We start from the raw sequence: 21345 nt of genomic DNA, 5'->3' as shown, positions 1-21345 counted from the left end.
AACAAGGATTGAATTTCTAAAGCTTTAGTAAATAAAAGAGGGAAGTTGAAAGCTTCCGATCGTACTGAAATCGGCGATTTTGGATTGAAATGTCGTGTATCGGCTAATAGATTGCTGTTTTGTTTAAAAAACTTTGGCATTCAAAAACCATGTTTTCAGCAGTTTAAAGATAAAGTTAAGAAAAGGGTAAAAAAAAGGTTTAAAAAAGCTTGAATAACGCAATAAAGGTGCTAGTTTTGCACCCGCAATGACGCAGAGGTTCTTTCAAATACTGGCAAGTAAAGTTAATCAAAGTAGAAAATTTATTTTCAAAAAAAGATTAAAAAAGCTTGTGAGATTAGAAAACGGATGTTACCTTTGCACCCCGCAAAACGCGCAAAGTTCCTTGACAGATTGATAAGAAAAGAGAAGTAAACGAGATAAAATTTATCTTAAAAAAAACTTCAAATTTTTCTTGTCAGTTAAAAAGAAAGTTGTACTTTTGCACCCGCTTCGAGAAACACTTTAACAAGTGTTAAAAGGAGTTAAAAAACAAGATAAGAACACGTTCCTAGACATATTGAATTGACAGCCGTTTTAAGAGAGATCTTAGAACAAAAGAATAAGAGTAATAGAATCGGAAGATTTGAAAAAACCACTAGAATTTAGTCGAATAACAATAGCTTGAGTAATCAAGCAAACAATATACGATGAAGAGTTTGATCCTGGCTCAGGATGAACGCTAGCGGCAGGCTTAACACATGCAAGTCGAGGGGTATAGTTCTTCGGAATTAGAGACCGGCGCACGGGTGCGTAACGCGTATGCAATCTACCTTTCACAGAGGGATAGCCCAGAGAAATTTGGATTAATACCTCATAGTATATCGAGTTGGCATCAACATGATATTAAAGTCACAACGGTGAAAGATGAGCATGCGTCCCATTAGCTAGTTGGTAAGGTAACGGCTTACCAAGGCAACGATGGGTAGGGGTCCTGAGAGGGAGATCCCCCACACTGGTACTGAGACACGGACCAGACTCCTACGGGAGGCAGCAGTGAGGAATATTGGACAATGGGCGCAAGCCTGATCCAGCCATGCCGCGTGCAGGATGACGGTCCTATGGATTGTAAACTGCTTTTATACGAGAAGAAACAACTCTACGTGTAGAGTCTTGACGGTATCGTAAGAATAAGGATCGGCTAACTCCGTGCCAGCAGCCGCGGTAATACGGAGGATCCAAGCGTTATCCGGAATCATTGGGTTTAAAGGGTCCGTAGGCGGTCAGGTAAGTCAGTGGTGAAAGCCCATCGCTCAACGGTGGAACGGCCATTGATACTGTCTGACTTGAATTATTAGGAAGTAACTAGAATATGTAGTGTAGCGGTGAAATGCTTAGAGATTACATGGAATACCAATTGCGAAGGCAGGTTACTACTAATGGATTGACGCTGATGGACGAAAGCGTGGGTAGCGAACAGGATTAGATACCCTGGTAGTCCACGCCGTAAACGATGGATACTAGCTGTTGGGAGCAATCTCAGTGGCTAAGCGAAAGTGATAAGTATCCCACCTGGGGAGTACGTTCGCAAGAATGAAACTCAAAGGAATTGACGGGGGCCCGCACAAGCGGTGGAGCATGTGGTTTAATTCGATGATACGCGAGGAACCTTACCAAGGCTTAAATGTAGATTGACCGGTTTGGAAACAGACTTTTCGCAAGACAATTTACAAGGTGCTGCATGGTTGTCGTCAGCTCGTGCCGTGAGGTGTCAGGTTAAGTCCTATAACGAGCGCAACCCCTGTTGTTAGTTGCCAGCGAGTCATGTCGGGAACTCTAACAAGACTGCCAGTGCAAACTGTGAGGAAGGTGGGGATGACGTCAAATCATCACGGCCCTTACGCCTTGGGCTACACACGTGCTACAATGGCCGGTACAGAGAGCAGCCACTGGGCGACCAGGAGCGAATCTATAAAACCGGTCACAGTTCGGATCGGAGTCTGCAACTCGACTCCGTGAAGCTGGAATCGCTAGTAATCGGATATCAGCCATGATCCGGTGAATACGTTCCCGGGCCTTGTACACACCGCCCGTCAAGCCATGGAAGCTGGGGGTGCCTGAAGTCGGTGACCGCAAGGAGCTGCCTAGGGTAAAACTGGTAACTAGGGCTAAGTCGTAACAAGGTAGCCGTACCGGAAGGTGCGGCTGGAACACCTCCTTTCTAGAGCCTTAGTGTTAGTAGCAATACACGCTAGGGAAAGAAGACGAAAGTTCAAGTTGGAAACAGATACCAACATTTTATTACTCTTGCTGTTAGTTCAAATAATACCATTTAAGAATAAGAGTGTCTCGTAGCTCAGCTGGTTAGAGTACTACACTGATAATGTAGGGGTCGACAGTTCGAGTCTGTCCGAGACAACAATTTACACTTAAAAGAAAAGAAGAAATTCTAGAGTTGAGGAGTTATGAAAATATTTCATAATTCATAATTCACAATTCATAATTAGATTGGGGGATTAGCTCAGCTGGCTAGAGCGCCTGCCTTGCACGCAGGAGGTCAACGGTTCGACTCCGTTATTCTCCACAGATCCGAAAGGATAAAAGTTCATTGACATATTGAGATAAGAAAATAATAAAAAGTAGAAAGCATTTTTTGCTTGTTTATCATTAGACAAGTAAAAGAAACGGTCTTAATTAATTTTAAGATTGGTACAATAAGCAAAATAAGGGCGTATGGGGGATGCCTTGGCTCTCAGAGGCGATGAAAGGCGTGATAAGCTGCGAAAAGCTACGGGGATTGGCACACACGATATGATCCGTAGATACCTGAATGGGGCAACCCACTATGTTGAAGACATAGTACACCGATAGGTGGGCAAACCCGCTGAACTGAAACATCTAAGTAGGCGGAGGAGAAGAAAACAAAAGTGATTCCGTAAGTAGTGGCGAGCGAACGCGGATTAGCCCAAACCAATGTTGTTACGGCAATATTGGGGTTGTAGGACCACGACATTTGTTGCGGATTGAATTAGAATCTACTGGAAAGTAGAGCCAAAGAAGGTGATAGCCCTGTATAAGTAAAAGAAGATAACGATAGTGGTATCCTGAGTAGGGCGGGACACGAGAAATCCTGTCTGAATTTGGCGGGACCATCCGCTAAGGCTAAATACTCCTGAGAGACCGATAGTGAACCAGTACCGTGAGGGAAAGGTGAAAAGAACCGTGAATAACGGAGTGAAATAGATCCTGAAACCATACGCTTACAAGCGGTCGGAGCCCTTTCGTGGGGTGACGGCGTGCCTTTTGCATAATGAGCCTACGAGTTAACGTTGCTGGCAAGGATAAGTGGTTAAGCCACGGATCCGTAGCGAAAGCGAGTCTGAATAGGGCGCTTTAGTCAGTAGTGTTAGACGCGAAACCGTGTGATCTACCCATGGGCAGGATGAAGCGCTGGTAACACAGTGTGGAGGTCCGAACCGGTTGACGTTGAAAAGTCTTCGGATGACCTGTGGGTAGGGGTGAAAGGCCAATCAAACTCGGAAATAGCTCGTACTCCCCGAAATGCATTTAGGTGCAGCGTTATGCGTAAAGTTATATAGAGGTAGAGCTACTGATTGGATGCGGGGGCTTCACCGCCTACCAATTCCTGACAAACTCCGAATGCTATATAATGTTTCATAACAGTGAGGGCTTGGGTGCTAAGGTCCAAGTCCGAGAGGGAAAGAACCCAGACCATCAGCTAAGGTCCCCAAATATATACTAAGTTGAAAGAACGAGGTTTGTCTGCATAGACAGCTAGGATGTTGGCTTGGAAGCAGCCATTCATTTAAAGAGTGCGTAACAGCTCACTAGTCGAGCGGACGAGCATGGATAATAATCGGGCATAAGTATATTACCGAAGCTATGGATTTAGAGTTTACTCTAAGTGGTAGGGGAGCATTCTAACAGGGTAGAAGGTGTGTCGTAAGGCATGCTGGACTGGTTAGAAAAGAAAATGTAGGCATAAGTAACGATAATGCGGGCGAGAAACCCGCACACCGAAAGACTAAGGTTTCCACAGCTATGCTAATCAGCTGTGGGTTAGTCGGGACCTAAGGCGAACCCGAAAGGGACAGTCGATGGACAACGGGTTAATATTCCCGTACTAGTTATTACTGTGATGGGGTGACGGAGTGATGAAAGCGCCGCGAACTGACGGAATAGTTCGTTGAAGTACCTACCTATAAGACCCGCAGGCAAATCCACGGGTTTTGGGGAAATACGATAGTACTCGGAGTCTTCGGACAAAGAGATAGTGCGCCTAAGGGCTTCCAAGAAAAACCTCTAAACTTCAGGTAATAAGTACCCGTACCGCAAACCGACACAGGTAGTCGAGGAGAGAATCCTAAGGTGCTCGAGAGATTCATGGCTAAGGAATTAGGCAAAATAGACCCGTAACTTCGGGAGAAGGGTCGCCAGCAGCAATGCTGGCCGCAGTGAAGAGGTCCAGGCGACTGTTTATCAAAAACACAGGGCTCTGCAAAATCGTAAGATGAAGTATAGGGCCTGACACCTGCCCGGTGCTGGAAGGTTAAGTGGAGATGTTATCTTCGGAGAAGCATTGAAATGAAGCCCCAGTAAACGGCGGCCGTAACTATAACGGTCCTAAGGTAGCGAAATTCCTTGTCGGGTAAGTTCCGACCTGCACGAATGGTGTAACGATCTGGACACTGTCTCAGCCATGAGCTCGGTGAAATTGTAGTAGCGGTGAAGATGCCGCTTACCCGCAGTGGGACGAAAAGACCCTGTGCACCTTTACTATAGCTTAGTATTGACCTTGGATAAATGATGTGTAGGATAGGTTGGAGACTGTGAAGTGGCGTCGCTAGGCGTTGTGGAGTCATTGTTGAAATACAACCCTTTGTTTATCTGAGGCCTAACCCCGTAATGCGGGGGACATTGCTTGGTGGGTAGTTTGACTGGGGTGGTCGCCTCCAAAAGAGTAACGGAGGCTTCTAAAGGTTCCCTCAGTACGCTTGGTAACCGTGCGTAGAGTGCAATGGCATAAGGGAGCTTGACTGAGAGACATACAGGTCGATCAGGTACGAAAGTAGAGCATAGTGATCCGGTGGTTCCGCATGGAAGGGCCATCGCTCAAAGGATAAAAGGTACGCCGGGGATAACAGGCTGATCTCCCCCAAGAGCTCATATCGACGGGGGGGTTTGGCACCTCGATGTCGGCTCGTCACATCCTGGGGCTGGAGAAGGTCCCAAGGGTTGGGCTGTTCGCCCATTAAAGTGGCACGCGAGCTGGGTTCAGAACGTCGTGAGACAGTTCGGTCTCTATCTACTGTGGGCGCAAGAAATTTGAGTGGATCTGATTCTAGTACGAGAGGACCGAATTGGACAAACCTCTAGTGTATCTGTTGTCACGCCAGTGGCATCGCAGAGTAGCTACGTTTGGAAGGGATAAGCGCTGAAAGCATATAAGCGCGAAACCCACCACAAGATGAGATTTCTTTTAAGGGTCGTGGGAGATGACCACGTTGATAGGCTATAGATGTAAAGGCAGTAATGTCATAGTCGAGTAGTACTAATAACCCGTAAGCTTATGTACGCTTTTCTCTCCCGTCCAAAAGACGGGAGAGAAGAAACTTTCTAATAAAAAAACTTTTTCTTTATCTCAGTATGTTAAGATATTATGTGATTGATGTTTATAATACAATGTAAACAACATTACAGTAATTGCCCAAAGCAATTATAACCTCTTAAGGTGGTTATTGCGGCGGGGCTCACCTCTTCCCATCCCGAACAGAGTAGTTAAGCCCGCCTGCGCAGATGGTACTGCAGTTATGTGGGAGAGTATGTCGTCGCCTTTCTTTGAAAACCCTGTTCCTTTCGGAATAGGGTTTTTTATTTTATAGTGGTGAGACTTGTTTAGAGCTATTAATTAATAATTAATCCTTTTACTTTTTAATTCTTATTTGCATCGCATAATTATAAGGATCAAGTGGTGTAAATGATATTTTGTCCTGTTTCACAAATTCAAAATAGCTGTATATTTTTTCTTTTGTAAATCTTTGCGACCAAAATCTTTCTTTTGTAGCCGTAAAGCCATCTTTAGCATCAGTTATTACAGTCATTCCCATTCTTTTATAAGAGAGTTCTTGTTTTTCTCTTGTATTCTCATTGTCAATATAGCAAGCTCCAATTAAAATTTCTCCATTAGCATTTAACATTTCATAGGCAAAGGTGAAAATAGTATCAAATTTTTCATTTTTTGATAAATCGATTTTTTCTGTCAATGAATTATAATTTTCAAAAGGGAAGTTTTCAGGATAAAAATTTCCTGCAGTAAACCAAGTTGTAATAATTAAATCATACTGCTTTGGTAATTGATTTAATTTTACAGCATCTAAAAAATAAACTGTCACTTTATTTTCAATTTTTAATTTATTTACTGTGTTACGGGATAAATTAACACATATTTCGGCATTGTCAGTACCATCATATGATTCAATCATGTCCCACATTTCGGGAATTGCACTTAAATGTTTTACTATTCAAGCATTACCAATTCCTATATCTAATATGGTTATCGGACTTCCTTTTTTAAGGTATATTTCTGCAATTACTTTTTTTAGTTCTATGAATTCAGCCCATTGTGCCTGTAATAATTCTTCTGATAAATAATTTTCATCGAATGATTTTTGAGCAGTATTTGTATTGTCATACATTTCCATGATTACTTTATTTAGAAACCTATTCATATTTAGTCATTCATTTGTAAATGAAAGAAAATATATTCTTGCAAATTTTAATTGACTATTGCGCAAATATTTTTTAATGAAGTTAAGAATGGATTAAATTATTATCCTTAGGTCTTTGTTCGGAGTTTGATTAAAGTTTAAGTTGTATTTTTGTTTTAATTATATAAGTATACTATGAAAAGAATTATTTTGTTTTTGACATTTGTTATGTCTTTAAACTCAGAAGCGCAACAACGCCCCAAATTAGTGGTTGGTATAGTGGTAGATCAAATGAAAATGGAATATTTGTATCGTTTTTCAGATGATTTTTCTGAGAATGGCTTTAAAAGATTGATAAATAATGGATATACTTTTCACAATATGCATTATAATTATGTTCCTACTTATACGGCGCCCGGTCATGCAAGTATTTATACAGGAACGACTCCATCAACCCATGGAATAGTTGGAAATGATTGGTTCAATAAAGCCATTGGAAAAGATATGTATTGTACGGATGACGCATCTGTAAAAACAGTAGGTGACGGTACAGAAAAAGAAGGAGCAATGTCTCCAAAAAACTTATTAAGTACTACAATTACTGATGAGTTACGAATGGCAACAAATTTCAAAGGTAAAGTCATAGGTTTAAGCATCAAAGATCGTGGTGCAATTTTGCCGGCGGGTCATTTTGCTAATTGGGCATTTTGGTATAGCAAAACAGGATCTTTTATCTCAAGTACTTTTTATGGTTCCACATTACCGAATTGGGTAACGGAGTTTAACCAAGAAAAACGATACATGAATTATATTAATAAAGGTTGGAATTTATTGAAACCTATAGCTACTTATAATGAAAGTCTTCCTGATGATAATCCTTATGAAGGAAAATTAGATAAAGCTAACGCGCCCGTTTTGCCGTATGATTTAAGTAAAATTTATAAAGAAAAAGGCGCAGATGTTTTAAGAACTACACCTTTTGGAAATGATATTTTGGCAGAATTAGCTATGAAAGCTGTTGAAAATGAAGATTTAGGTAAAGATGATATTACTGATTTTCTTACCGTTAGTTTTTCTTCTACTGATTATGTAGGACATACTTTTGGACCTCGTTCTATGGAGTTACAGGATACTTATTTGCGTTTAGATCAAACGATAGCTCAGTTTTTAAACTATTTAGACAAGACCGTTGGTGAGGATAATTACTTGCTTTTTCTTACTGCTGATCACGCCGGAGCTGAAAATCCTAATTATTTAAAAGATAATAAATACAATGTTAAAAATATTCCTTCCAAAGATATTGTTGAGGCATTAAAAAAACATTCAAACGAAACATTTGGTTCAGATTTGATATTAGATTATTCTAACTTTAATATTTTCTTCAACAAAGAAATTATAAAACAAAAAGGTTTAGAATTAACTAAAGTTAAACAAAGTTTCAAAGAGTTTTTAATGACACAAGAACACGTTAAAAGAGTGTATACCGAAGAGGAAATTTTAGCATCTTCTGGCGACGATTATTTCTTAAGTTTTATTTCTAAAGGTTATGATCCTAAACAAAATGGAGACATTGTAATACTTGATAAAACGGGTTATATGGAATATCAAGCTACAGGAACTACACATGGTTCACCTAATAGTTATGATACACACGTTCCGTTACTTTTTTATGGATGGCATGTTCCAAAAGGAGAATTACACACTAAAAAATACATCACTCAAATAGCACCGACGCTTTCTCAAATGTTGAAAATTCCATTTCCTAATGGAACTGAATCTGAAGTTTTGGAAACACTTTTAGAGAAAAAATAAAGCATTTAAAACCTTTTTCAAAGCTAAAAAACTTCTCTCTTTTTAATAAGAGAGGAGTTTTTTAATTTTATGGTTGTTTTTAAAATTTGTTTTCTACTTCAGCAGCCTCTAGCATTAAATAATGCAAGTCGGTGTTTTTTATGAAAGGTTTTAGTAAATCACTTCCGGGTCCGTACATGGCTAACTCACTATAATCTGCAGAGTGATCCATACTGATCCAACCTACTGAATTGTGTTTCTTTTGAATGTCAGCCAGTACTTTGAAAGGTAAATGTTTTGGATTATAGAGCCCTTCCTCTAATTTTATATTCGAATAAAAATTCAAAATTTCTTTTGCCTCATCTTCTTTTAAAATAGTTTTATTAGCATATTCAATTCTTTCAATTACTTGTGATACAGATGTTTCTTGACCAATTCCATTTAAAATCCAATCGTTAGTTTGTCTATAATTTTGGATCGAATCAAAATTTTCATCAGCATCTTTTCCATAGATAATTCCTGGATTTGCATTTCCATGATCTGTTGTGATAATGACCAATGTATTTTTATCTTTTTCAGCAAAATCAATAGCAACTTTTACGGCTTCATCATGAGCTACTTGATCATAAAGTAATCCAGCGATGTCATTGCCATGTGCTGCCCAGTCTACTTTTCCTGCTTCAACTTGCAGTACAAAACCATTAGGATGATCTTTCATTTTAGCAATGGCACGTTCCGTCATTTCAGCTAGAGTTGGAATAGTTCCGGTAAGTTCTTTACTACTTTCTCTGTCTTTAGAATAGGGTAGGCCGTCGTTATAAAAAACCCCAAGTATTGGTTTACTGTTATCGCAGGCCAACATTTCACTTTTATTTTTTACAACAGAAAATCCATTTTTTGAAAATTCTTGGTACATATCACGTTTGTCTTTTCGGCTATCTGATGAGAAATAGTTATTTCCGCCACCCATCATGATATCAAACTTCAAGTCAAGATACATTTCAGCAATACTTTCCTGACTGTTTCTACTTTTTGAAGCAATACAAAAACCCGCAGGTGTGGCATGTGTTATAGGAACAGTCGTAACACATCCTGTCATTTTTCCTGCTTTTTTGAATTTTTGCCATATTGGAATGTATTCTTCTCCGTTTACGCCTACATTCAAGGAGCCATTTTTGACACGAAACCCACTTCCCCAAGATGAACTTGCTGCAGCGGAATCTGTAACAATTGATGATGCTGATGCCATGTCCATCAATGCTCGTGTTACTTTGTTGTCTTTATACAATTGGATCCAATTACTCCCTATACCTGTTTTTCTATTCAAATAGATGTCAGCCATATTTAGTGTACCAATGCTCATTCCGTCACTAACGATTACAATTATATTTTTTGCTTTTTTATTTTTTTTTAAAGTGTCAAAATCTAACTCGTTCGCATTACCTATAAAGGGATTTAAGAGTGAAGCACCAATAGCAAATAAAGAACCGTTCTTGAAAAATTTCCGTCTATTCATTCGTTTGAGTTTTTTTATAAGAATTTCAAAAGTAAAGAAACTCTTTTACTGAATATGTTAAGGATTGATTATTTTTTGGAATAAATTAATTTTACGAGGAGATTGGTTTTAATGTAAAAAATAATCCCATTTACGGTCGCAAATGGGATTATTTAGTTTATTCTGTTGTTACAGCAACTGGTAACGGAATTTGATTTTTAAGTAAATCTTCAAAGGTTTCATGTGCTCTGATTAAATGCCCTTCACCATTCATCCATAAAACTTCGGCGGGCTTGTATCTCGAGTTATAATTGGAAGCCATGGAGAAGCAATAAGCTCCTGCATTTCTAAAAGATAAAATATCACCTTCTTTTATTTCTGCAATTTTTCTATTATTAGCAAAAGTATCAGTTTCGCAAATGTATCCTACGACGGAGTAAAAGCGTTCTTTCCCTTTTGGATGAGATATATTTTCGATATGATGTTGTGAACCATAAAACATTGGTCTAATCAAATGATTAAAACCACTGTCTATTCCCGCAAAAACTGTTGAAGTAGTTTGTTTAACGACATTTACTTTAGCCAAAAAGAAACCTGCTTCACTTACTAAAAATTTCCCAGGTTCAAATATTAAGGTTAATTCTTTTCCGTATTCGGTACAAAAGGCATTGAATCTTTTAGATAGTTTTTTACCTAATTCTTCAATATCAGTTTCAATATCGTCTTTTTTATAAGGCACTTTAAATCCACTTCCGAAGTCTAGAAATTCAAGGTTTTTGAAGTTTCTGGCGGCATCAAATAATATTTCAGCAGCATATAAAAATACTTCGATATCCAAAATGTCAGAACCTGTGTGCATGTGAATACCTACAATATTCATTTTTGTATTATCAACAATGCGAACCAAATGAGGTAATTGGTGAACAGAAATGCCAAATTTACTATCGATATGACCAACAGATATATTTGCATTTCCACCAGCCATTACGTGCGGATTTATTCGGATGCATACTGGAACATTTGGGTATTTTGTGCCAAATTGCTCTAATATGGATAAATTATCGATATTGATTTGAACTCCCATGGCTGAAACTTCTTCAATTTCTTCAAGAGAAACACCATTTGGAGTATAAAATATTTTTTCTGGGTCGTAGCCAGCATGAAGTCCCAATAATACTTCTTGAATGGAAACAGTATCTAATCCTGATCCCATTTCTTTTAATAACTGAAGTATAGCAACATTCGACAAAGCCTTCATTGCATAATTGATGCGCAACTTTTCTACCTTTGAAAAAGCTTTAGTTAATCTATTGTATTGAGATTGTATTTTTTCGGCATCATAAACGTATAATGGACTGCCAAATTGTTCTGCTAATTGTACTAAGTCTTTTGATTGCATGATTATTAATTTTGAGCAAATTTATTACTCTTTATTTAGTCCCACAAGTTAATGAACGAATTCTAACAAATTCTAACAAAAAGTTATAAATTAAACATTTATTTGAAATTTTTTAAAAAAAATAACCCTTGACAAAATTTTTCTGTCAAGGGTTATGTAATGCTATCAAGAACTACAAGTTGGGTAAATCGCCATTTCCTTTAGTTGGTAAATTGGTATAACCCATTAAATATTTATCGACTTCTCTGGCAGCTTCACGACCCTCAGATATTGCCCAAACAATTAATGATTGTCCTCTTCGCATGTCGCCCGCAGTAAAAACATGAGGAACATTCGTTTGATAATTGGTTGCTTTATAATTGCTTCTCATATCAATTTCTAATCCTAATTGATCACTTAATGTTTTCTCTGGTCCTGTAAATCCAAGTGCTAATAAAGCTAAATCACAAGGCCATATTTTTTCTGAACCTTCTTTTTCTATCAATTCAGGTCTTTGCCCAGGTGTCATTTTCCAAGCCACTTCAACAGTTTTTAAACCTACGAGTTCTCCTTTTTCATTAGAAATGAATTCTTTGGTGTTGATTAACCAGTTTCTATTACAACCTTCTTCATGTGAAGAGGAAGTTTTTAATTGCAATGGCCAAAATGGCCAAGGAGTAGTTTCACTTCTTCCAACTGGTGGTTTTGGTAAAATCTCAAAATTAGTAACCGATTTAGCTCCGTGTCTGTTTGAAGTTCCCACACAATCAGAACCAGTATCTCCACCACCAATAACAATCACATCTTTACCGGTCGCCATTATTTGATCAGCAACTACCTCACCATATAGTGATTTTGTTTGTTGTGTCAAGAAAGTCATCGCTTGAACAACTCCCTTACTTTCTATTCCTTTAGTAGGTAAACTTCTTCGTTCGGTTGCGCCACCACATAATACGATAGAATCAAAAGCATTCAATTCTTCAATACTATAGTTTACGCCAACATTTACATTCGTTTTAAAAGTAATTCCTTCAGCTTCTAAAACAGCAACGCGTCTGTCTATAATTCCTTTTTCTAATTTGAAATTTGGAATTCCGTAACGTAATAATCCACCAATGGCATTGTCTCTTTCAAAAACGGTAACAGTATGTCCAGCGCGATTTAATTGTTGTGCAGCAGCCAAACCTGCAGGACCAGAACCTATTACAGCTACAGTTTTCCCTGTTCTGACTTCTGGTGGTTGTGGTTTGATCCAACCTTCAGCAAAACCTCTTTCTATAATATTTTTTTCAATATTTTCGATAGCTACAGGCTCGCTAATAATTCCTAACACACATGATTTTTCACATGGAGCTGGGCATAAACGACCAGTAAATTCTGGAAAATTATTGGTTGATTGTAGTATTTCCAAGGCGCTTTCCCATTCTTCCTGATGCACCATGTCATTAAAATCGGGTATCAAATTTCCTAATGGACAAGCACTGTGACAAAAAGGAATACCACAATCCATACATCTGGATCCTTGTTCTTTGATTTTATCTTTAGGTATTGTAATTGTGAATTCATTGTAATTTGAAACACGTTCTTCAACAACTATATTACTTTCGTCAGTTCTATTATATTCTTTAAATCCTCCTATCTTTCCCATAACTATAGTGCTAGTAGTTCTTCAATTTGTTTTTCTTCGGCTAATCTTTGCAATGCTTTTTTGTAATCTGTTGGCATTACTTTGATAAAATGGCCGCGTTGGTTTTCCCAATCTTCTAAAATTCTTTTTGCTAAAGGGCTGTTGGTATACATTGAATGATTTTTTATCAAACGTCTCAGTTTAGTAAAGTCATCATCTTCCAATGTTTCAAAAGCAACCATTTCCATATTACATAAGGTAGCGTCGAATTTTTTATTTGGGTCAAAAACATACGCAATACCACCACACATTCCAGCTGCAAAATTTCTTCCTGTTTTCCCTAAAACTACAACAGTTCCTCCAGTCATATATTCGCAACCATGATCTCCAATCCCTTCTACAACGGCTGTTGCTCCAGAATTTCTCACACAAAAACGTTCTCCGGCCATACCATTTATATACGCTTCACCAGTGATTGCTCCATAAAGTGCCACGTTACCAATGATGATATTTTCTTCTGGTTTGAATGTTGCAGTAGGAGGGACTTTGATAATCAATTTACCACCTGAAAGCCCTTTTCCTAGATAATCATTACAGTTTCCATGAATTTTGAATGATAAACCATTAGTTGCAAAAGCACCAAAACTTTGTCCTGCTGATCCTGTAAAATCGACTAATATGGTGTCCTCAGGTAAACCTTGAGCACCATATATTTTTGAAATTTCATTACTCAATATAGCGCCAACGGAACGATCTGTATTTTTGATATCAAAAGTAACTCTTGTTTTTTCTTTTCTATAAATAGAAGGAATAGCTGCTTTTATAATTTCAAAATCAAGTACATGGTCTAAAGCGTGGTCTTGTGTAGTAGTATTATGATTTGGAACTTCTTTAGCTTTTTCTGGCTTATATAAAATTGTAGATAAATCTAATCCACTTGCTTTATAATGCTTAATGGCTTTATTGACATTCAATTTTTGAGATTGTCCTACCATTTCTTTTAATGTTCTAAATCCAAGTTGTGCCATGATTTCTCTCAACTCTTCAGCAATAAAATACATGAAGTTGATGATGTGTTCCGGCGTTCCTTTGAAATTTTTTCTCAATTCAGGATCTTGCGTTGCAATACCAACTGGACAGGTATTCAAGTGACATGCTCTCATCATGATACAACCAGATGCTACTAAAGGCGCGGTTGCAAAACCAAATTCTTCAGCTCCAAGTAATGCAGCAATTGCGACATCACGTCCTGTTTTCAATTGTCCGTCACATTCTAAAACTACGCGACTTCTTAAATCATTTAAGATTAATGTTTGTTGTGCTTCGGCAAGTCCAAGTTCCCATGGAATACCGGTGTGTTGCAGTGAAGTTAAAGGTGCAGCTCCAGTTCCTCCGTCATATCCAGAAATCAAAATCACGTCGGCTTTTGCTTTAGCAACACCGGCAGCGATTGTTCCAACACCTACTTCAGAAACTAATTTTACATTAATTCTAGCTTCACGATTGGCATTTTTTAAATCAAAAATTAACTGGGATAAATCCTCAATAGAATAAATATCGTGGTGTGGCGGCGGTGAAATTAATCCAACATATGGTGTTGAATTCCTAACTTCGGCAATCCAAGGCACAACTTTTTCACCAGGTAATTGACCACCTTCTCCAGGTTTTGCACCTTGAGCCATTTTTATTTGAATCTCTTTGGCATTGGTTAAATAGTTGATAGAAACCCCAAATCTTCCGGAAGCAACTTGCTTGATAGCACTATTTCTAGAATCTCCATTTAAGTCTTTTTGGAAACGTTTTGGATCTTCTCCACCTTCTCCAGAATTACTTTTTCCGCCAATTCTGTTCATGGCAATCGCTAGATTTTCATGCGCTTCTTGGCTGATAGATCCATAAGACATGGCGCCAGTTTTGAATTTTTTTACAATCTCAGTCCAAGGTTCCACTTCATCAATGGAAATAGGGTCTAAGTTATTAAATTCAAATAAACCTCTAATAGTCATCAAGTTTTCACTTTGATCATTGACCATTTTGGCATATTCCTTATAACTTTCAGGGCTATTTAGACGAACTGCTTGTTGTAATTTAGAAATCGTTGTTGGGTTAAACATGTGTTTTTCCCCATTTCTTCTCCATCGGTAAATTCCTCCAATTTCTAAAGGCAGTAAACTACTTACTTTTGAATTTGGAAATGCTTTTTGGTATCGTTTCTTGATTTCTTTTTCGACTTCCATCAGACCAATTCCTTCAATTCGGGAAGGAGTGTAAGGGAAATATTTAGAAGTGAATGTTTTATTTAATCCTAAAATTTCAAAAATTTGTGCCGCTCGGTATGAATGTAACGTCGAGATACCAATTTTATTCATGATTTTCAGAATCCCTTTTGCAATCGCTTTGTTGTAATTTTTGATGGCATAATCCGCTTTTATACCAGTGATAAAACCTTCGTTCACTTGGTTGTGAATTATTTCATTCACCATGTAAGGATTGATTGCGCTGGCTCCATAACCAAATAACAAGGCAAAATGATGTGGTTCTCGAGGTTCTGCGGATTCAATTATGATTCCAAATTTAGAACGAACTTTTAGAATGTTAAGCGAATGATGAATGTAAGAACACGCCAGTAACATTGGTATTGGAGCCATTTTTTCACTTACACCTCTGTCAGAAATAATTACAATATTGCAACCTTCAGTAACTGCTTTGAAAGTCGCTTGTACCGCTCTTTCCAAAGCGCGTTCTAATCCGTTTACTCCTTTTTCTATATCATATAATGTAGAAATAGTGACTGATTTGAAATCAGCATGATCAATGTTTCTTATTTTATCTAAATCCTCGTTTGAAATTACTGGATTTTGAATTTTTAGTTTTTTACAATGCTTTGGAACAATGTCAAAAATATTATAATCTCCACCAATCGCTAAACTGATATCCGTGATGATTTCTTCACGAATACCATCCAATGGTGGATTGGTAACCTGAGCAAACAACTGCTTGAAATAGTTGTATAAAAGCTGTGGTTGATCTGATAAAACTGCTAACGGAGTGTCATTTCCCATAGAGCTTAATGCTTCTGCACCTTGAGCTCCCATCGGGTTTATGATTGTTTTTAAATCCTCTAAAGTGTATCCAAAGAGTCTTTGTCTTGTTTCAAAATCTATGTTTTCAACAGGAATTGGATTATCCGTATATGGTATTTGAGCCAATTGTACTAAATTTTCATCCAACCATTGTTTGTAAGGACGTTTGGTAACAATAGCGTTTTTGATTTCGTCATCTTCAATAATTCGCCCTTCGTTCATGTCCACAAGGAACATTTTTCCGGGTTCTAAACGACCATGTTGTATCACATCTTCTGGTTTGATGTCGAGAACACCAATTTCTGAAGACATAATTACGAAACCACTTTTAGTCAATGTATATCTGGAAGGACGCAATCCATTTCTATCCAATAAAGCACCAATAACGTTTCCGTCAGTAAAAGGAATAGAAGCCGGACCATCCCAAGGCTCCATGATACAAGCGTTATATTCATAAAATGCCTTTTTGTCGGCTGACATCGTTTGATGTTTTTCCCAAGCTTCAGGAACAACCATCATCATGGCTTCCGGCAAAGAACGACCGGTCATCAATAACAGTTCAATTACCATATCCATAGAAGCGGAATCTGATTTTCCTTCTAAAATAATTGGAAATAATTTTTTGATATCATCACCAAAAACGTCACTTTTCATCAATTCTTCACGAGCACGCATGCGGCTAATATTGCCACGAAGTGTATTTATTTCACCATTGTGACACATATAACGGAAAGGCTGTGCTAATTCCCAAGATGGGAATGTATTGGTAGAAAATCGTTGGTGAACCAAAGCTAATCGGGTTACTAAGTCGTCATCTAATAAATCCGTATAATACCTGCTGATATCTTCCGGCATCAACAAACCTTTGTATATTATTGTAGTAGTTGAGAAACTGGAAAAATAAAACATGTGACTTTCTGAAATTCTTGAATTTCGAATTACGTGTTCTGCTATTTTTCTCGCTGCAAATAATTTAGCGTTAAATTGTTGTTCCGTAAGGTTTAAACCATTTTTACCTACAAATACTTGTTTTACTGTTGGTTCTTTCTCGCCGGCTATTCGTCCTAAATTTGTTGCGTCAACCGGAACGTCTCTCCATCCTAAGATTTCTAGATTTTGATCTCGTATTGATGTTTCAAAAGTGGTTTTACAAAAAACAACTTGGTTTTTACTTTTTGGCATAAAAACCATTCCTACTGCATACTCCTTAGTTTCCGGGATATCAAATTCACAAACTTTCTTAAAAAAATCATGTGGGATATCAAATAATATTCCTGCTCCATCTCCAGTTCTGCCATCAGAACTCACAGCACCACGGTGTTCTAATTTGATTAGTATATCCAGTGCTTTGTGTATAATATCATTTGATTTAATTCCATTTAAATTACAAATGAATCCTGCTCCGCAATTGTCGTGTTCAAATTCGGGCAAATAAAGGCCTTGTTCTTTAACTTTCATGCTTAAATTTTTTTCTACAAAATTAAAGATTTAGTAACATATAATAGGCGTAAAAGTTAAAAGCGCCTTGTTTTTACAGTTCTAACAGAAAAAGGTTAAATAAATCTCAATAATGATATTTAAACACTTCCGATTTGATTTTTCGATAAAAAGAAAATGTAAATGGGTAAAGGAAAGCACTGTTTTTGAAAGAAATACTTTGCCAATGAATTTTGCCTGATAATTATAACAAATTTGTAATTAATTTTTATATTTTTTTAAAATTGCAGTAGGTTCTGTTTTTGTTTAAAATATCTCTATTTTGACCTATATTTAATTAAAAAAAAAATAACAGTTAAGTTTAATTTTGCTATTTTTGTGGCACTTTTATTCTGAAAGAAATTCAGAAGCCAGACAAATTCTATATTATGAACATACACGAATATCAAGGAAAAGAGATTTTAGCTAGCTACGGAGTTCGCATTCAGCGCGGAATCGTTGCTAATAGCCCAGTAGAAGCGGTTGCAGCTGCAAAACAATTAACTGCCGAAACTGGTACAAGTTGGTATGTTGTAAAAGCCCAAGTTCATGCAGGTGGACGTGGAAAAGGTGGTGGAGTTAAACTTGCCAAAAATTTACAACAAGTTGAAGAGATTTCAGCGCAAATCATCGGAATGCAATTGATTACACCTCAAACTTCTGCTGAAGGTAAAAAAGTACACAAAGTTTTAATCGCTGAAGATGTATATTATCCTGGTGAAAGTGAAACTTCTGAGTTTTATGTTTCTGTTTTATTAAATAGAGCTACAGGTCGTAACATGATTATGTATTCTACTGAAGGTGGAATGGATATTGAAGAAGTTGCGGAACACACTCCTCATTTAATTTTTACTGAAGAAGTAGATCCTTCTGTTGGATTACAAGGTTTTCAAGCAAGAAGAATTGCTTTTAACTTAGGTCTTTCTGGAAATGCATTTAAAGAAATGGTGAAATTCATCGATTCTTTATACAATGCTTATATTGGATCTGATGCTTCGATGTTTGAAATCAACCCGGTTTTAAAAACATCTGACAATAAAATTATGGCTGTAGATGCTAAAGTAAATATCGATGATAATGCTTTATACAGACAAAAAAAATATGCTGATATGCGTGACATTCGTGAGGAAAACCCAATCGAAGTGGAAGCAAAAGAAGTAGGATTAAACTATGTAGATCTTGACGGTACAGTAGGATGTATGGTGAACGGAGCTGGTTTAGCAATGGCAACCATGGATTTAATTAAGTATGCTGGTTTTGAGCCTGCTAACTTTCTTGACGTAGGTGGAACTGCTGATGCAAAACGTGTTGAAACTGCTTTCCGTATTATCTTAAAAGATCAAAACGTAAAAGCTATTTTGATTAATATTTTTGGTGGAATCGTTCGTTGTGACCGTGTGGCGCAAGGAGTTGTTGACGCTTACAAAAATATGGGTGATGCAATTAAAGTGCCAATCATTGTTCGTTTACAAGGTACAAATGCAGCTATAGCAAAAGAATTAATTGATAATTCAGGAATGCCAATTTTATCAGCTGTTGAATTCCAAGAAGCAGCGGATCAAGTAAAAGCAGCACTTTCTTAATTAGTAAAAATGTTATATATTGAAAATCCTGTTTGCTACGGCGAACAGGATTTTTTTTGGAAAAAATAAATTTTTAGATAGAACAAATCATAATAATAATTGAAAGAGCAAAGTTTTCTGACTCACAACAATTATCTTTGTTTTTAACTTTTTTAGTTATTATGAAACTCCAGATAAAAAATAATTTTACTGCCGAATTACCAGCTGATTCGAATGAAATAAATGTTCCAAGACAAGTTCATCAAGCTTGCTACTCATACGTATTACCCAAAAAACTTTCCAATCCTTCCCTGATTCATTCTTCAATTGAAGTAGCTAATGCGATTGGTCTTTCTCAGGAAGATATACTTTCAACTGATTTTTTGAATACTTTTTCAGGAAGTACAATTTATCCGGGTACGAAACCGTATGCTATGCCTTATGCGGGGCATCAATTTGGGAATTGGGCTGGACAATTAGGAGATGGGCGTGCTATCAATCTTACCGAAGTAATTCATAATAATAAGACCTATACTTTGCAACTAAAAGGAGCAGGGCCAACACCATATTCCAGAACTGCAGATGGCTTTGCCGTATTGCGTTCTTCCATTCGAGAGCATTTATGTGCTGAAGCGATGCATTATTTGGGAGTTCCTACGACACGATCGCTTTCGTTAATGCTTTCTGGCGATCAAGTATTGCGTGATGTTTTGTACAATGGAAATCCTGCCTACGAAAAAGGCGCCATCGTTTGCAGAGTGGCTCCTTCTTTTATTCGTTTTGGAAGTTTTGAATTATTTGCTTCCCGAGAAGACCACTTTAATCTTAAATTACTGGCTGATTTTACTATCAAACATCATTTTTCTCATATTCAAAAAGAAGGTATCGAAAAATACCTAGCATTTTTTCAAGAAGTTACTCAAACAACGCTAAATATGATTGTGCACTGGCAACGCGTAGGTTTTGTTCATGGCGTTATGAATACCGATAATATGTCTATTCACGGTATCACAATTGATTATGGACCTTACGGCTGGTTAGAAGACTACAATTCCGGCTGGACGCCAAATACAACCGATAATCAATATAAAAGATACCGTTTTGGGAATCAACCTGAAATTGCGTTGTGGAATCTGTATCAATTGGCGAATGCGTTGTATCCTTTAATTGAGGAAGCAAAACCGCTGGAAACTATTTTAGATGCTTTTAGTACGGATTATGAAAAAGAGTATTTGAATATGATGCAAAATAAACTCGGGTTACAAGTCAAAAAAGAACAAGATATTATTTTGATTCAAAGTTTGACTCAATTGCTTGAAAAAGTAGAAACGGATATGACTATTTTCTTTAGAAATCTAAGTAATGTAACCAAAGCTGATGCTGCAACAACCGCTTTCAATACCATAAAGGATGCTTTCTATAATGAAAAGGATTTGGATCAAACTATTTTGAAAGATTGGCACAATTGGTTTGAGAAGTACACCATTCGAATCAATGAAGAAACAGTTTCAGATACTGAAAGAAAAGAGAAGATGAATTTAGTTAATCCAAAATACGTGCTGCGAAATTACATGGCGCAATTGTGTATTGATGATGCGGATAAGGGAGATTATTCGTTATTAAACGAGTTATTTGAAATACTTAAAAATCCGTATGACGAACAACAGAATTTTCAAAAATGGTTTGCCAAAAGACCTGATTGGGCCAGAGATAAAGTGGGATGTTCAATGTTAAGTTGTAGCTCTTAAAATTGGGTTTAACCATTAAAAAAGGAAATCTATTTAACTCCTATTGCTTCATGACTTCTTAATAAAATCTTATTTTTATTTTCTAAATTTTCTTTGGTTTTCCCCAAGATGTTGATAATGTCAAATTTTGTGTCACTTTTTCTTAAATTGTAAAATGCTTCTGAATTAGTGACCTCAACTTCTAAAATGTAGTTTCGGTCTAATTTGAAAGTTTCAATATTTTCTTTTATAAAGGCTCCATTTACCATATAAATAACATCGTTACTTTTGATTTTGGTAAATTCAGATTTAATTTGTTCCAAACTTATAAAATCATATTTCTTAGGGTTTTTGGAAGTAATGTTAATTTGACCACGATACAAAACACCATTTATTGTAGAGTCCTTTTTGACTACATTTATAGATTCAATTTCATTTGGGTCTAAATATTCTAATAAATTCATAGCAACAAATTTGGAATCAATAAACACTGCTGGTT

At 37.0% G+C, this 21345-nt stretch carries 10 protein-coding genes, 2 tRNA genes and 3 rRNA genes; 8 read left to right on the top strand and 7 right to left on the bottom strand.

Features of this window, described 5'->3' with window-relative positions:
* The first annotated feature begins 686 nt into the window (after window positions 1-686).
* The 5 genes from G7A72_RS05060 (at window position 687) to rrf (ending at window position 5837) form a co-directional block, all read left to right on the top strand.
* Window positions 687-2200, top strand: a 16S ribosomal RNA gene (locus G7A72_RS05060).
* A 124-nt stretch (window positions 2201-2324) separates the two neighbouring features.
* Window positions 2325-2398: transfer RNA gene (locus G7A72_RS05055), tRNA-Ile, on the top strand.
* A 91-nt stretch (window positions 2399-2489) separates the two neighbouring features.
* Window positions 2490-2563 (top strand) — tRNA-Ala (locus G7A72_RS05050).
* Between the two features lie 128 nt (window positions 2564-2691).
* A 23S ribosomal RNA gene (locus tag G7A72_RS05045) occupies window positions 2692-5575 on the top strand.
* 152 nt (window positions 5576-5727) lie between these two features.
* Window positions 5728-5837: ribosomal RNA gene (gene rrf / locus G7A72_RS05040) — 5S ribosomal RNA — on the top strand.
* The 16S, 23S and 5S rRNA genes sit together here with 2 tRNA genes alongside, the layout of an rRNA operon.
* A gap of 87 nt (window positions 5838-5924) precedes the next feature.
* On the opposite strand, the gene G7A72_RS05035 is transcribed toward rrf, so the two are convergent.
* Together G7A72_RS05035 and G7A72_RS05030 are read right to left on the bottom strand one after the other, a co-directional pair.
* The gene (locus tag G7A72_RS05035) at window positions 5925-6482 is read right to left on the bottom strand and encodes a hypothetical protein (RefSeq protein ID WP_165151679.1); all 558 of its coding nucleotides are present in this window, start codon (window positions 6480-6482) and stop codon (window positions 5925-5927) included.
* A gap of 39 nt (window positions 6483-6521) precedes the next feature.
* Window positions 6522-6728, bottom strand: a complete 207-nt coding sequence (locus G7A72_RS05030) for a hypothetical protein (protein ID WP_165151678.1) — start codon at window positions 6726-6728, stop codon at window positions 6522-6524.
* A gap of 174 nt (window positions 6729-6902) precedes the next feature.
* Here G7A72_RS05030 and pafA point away from each other — a divergent pair, with 174 nt between their 5' ends.
* The gene (gene pafA, locus G7A72_RS05025; protein WP_165151677.1) at window positions 6903-8519 is read left to right on the top strand and encodes an alkaline phosphatase PafA; all 1617 of its coding nucleotides are present in this window, start codon (window positions 6903-6905) and stop codon (window positions 8517-8519) included.
* A 79-nt stretch (window positions 8520-8598) separates the two neighbouring features.
* On the opposite strand, the gene G7A72_RS05020 is transcribed toward pafA, so the two are convergent.
* From G7A72_RS05020 to gltB, 4 genes are all read right to left on the bottom strand, one after another.
* The gene (locus G7A72_RS05020) at window positions 8599-10014 is read right to left on the bottom strand and encodes an alkaline phosphatase (protein WP_165151676.1); all 1416 of its coding nucleotides are present in this window, start codon (window positions 10012-10014) and stop codon (window positions 8599-8601) included.
* A gap of 157 nt (window positions 10015-10171) precedes the next feature.
* Window positions 10172-11392, bottom strand: coding sequence for a diaminopimelate decarboxylase (gene lysA, locus G7A72_RS05015; protein WP_165151675.1), 1221 nt, complete (start codon window positions 11390-11392; stop codon window positions 10172-10174).
* 172 nt (window positions 11393-11564) lie between these two features.
* Window positions 11565-13019 carry a glutamate synthase subunit beta gene (locus G7A72_RS05010; RefSeq protein WP_165151674.1) on the bottom strand — a complete coding sequence of 485 codons (1455 nt, stop codon included), beginning with the start codon at window positions 13017-13019 and terminating at the stop codon, window positions 11565-11567.
* A 2-nt stretch (window positions 13020-13021) separates the two neighbouring features.
* Window positions 13022-17539, bottom strand: a complete 4518-nt coding sequence (gene gltB / locus G7A72_RS05005; protein ID WP_165151673.1) for a glutamate synthase large subunit — start codon at window positions 17537-17539, stop codon at window positions 13022-13024.
* Between the two features lie 407 nt (window positions 17540-17946).
* Between gltB and sucC the strand changes: the two genes are divergently transcribed.
* Window positions 17947-19140 carry an ADP-forming succinate--CoA ligase subunit beta gene (sucC, locus tag G7A72_RS05000; RefSeq protein WP_165151672.1) on the top strand — a complete coding sequence of 398 codons (1194 nt, stop codon included), beginning with the start codon at window positions 17947-17949 and terminating at the stop codon, window positions 19138-19140.
* Window positions 19141-19298: 158 nt separating this feature from the next.
* Window positions 19299-20867 carry a YdiU family protein gene (locus tag G7A72_RS04995; RefSeq protein ID WP_206531548.1) on the top strand — a complete coding sequence of 523 codons (1569 nt, stop codon included), beginning with the start codon at window positions 19299-19301 and terminating at the stop codon, window positions 20865-20867.
* 29 nt (window positions 20868-20896) lie between these two features.
* On the opposite strand, the gene G7A72_RS04990 is transcribed toward G7A72_RS04995, so the two are convergent.
* Window positions 20897-21310: a hypothetical protein gene (locus G7A72_RS04990; RefSeq protein WP_165151670.1), complete on the bottom strand. Its 414-nt coding sequence runs from the start codon at window positions 21308-21310 to the stop codon at window positions 20897-20899.
* Between the last annotated feature and the right edge of the window lie 35 nt (window positions 21311-21345).

The organism is Flavobacterium sp. Sr18 (assembly GCF_011064265.1).
GTDB classification, from domain to species: domain Bacteria; phylum Bacteroidota; class Bacteroidia; order Flavobacteriales; family Flavobacteriaceae; genus Flavobacterium; species Flavobacterium petrolei.
Note: the sequence above shows the minus strand (reverse complement) of the source record. Positions and strands in the feature narration are given on the sequence as shown.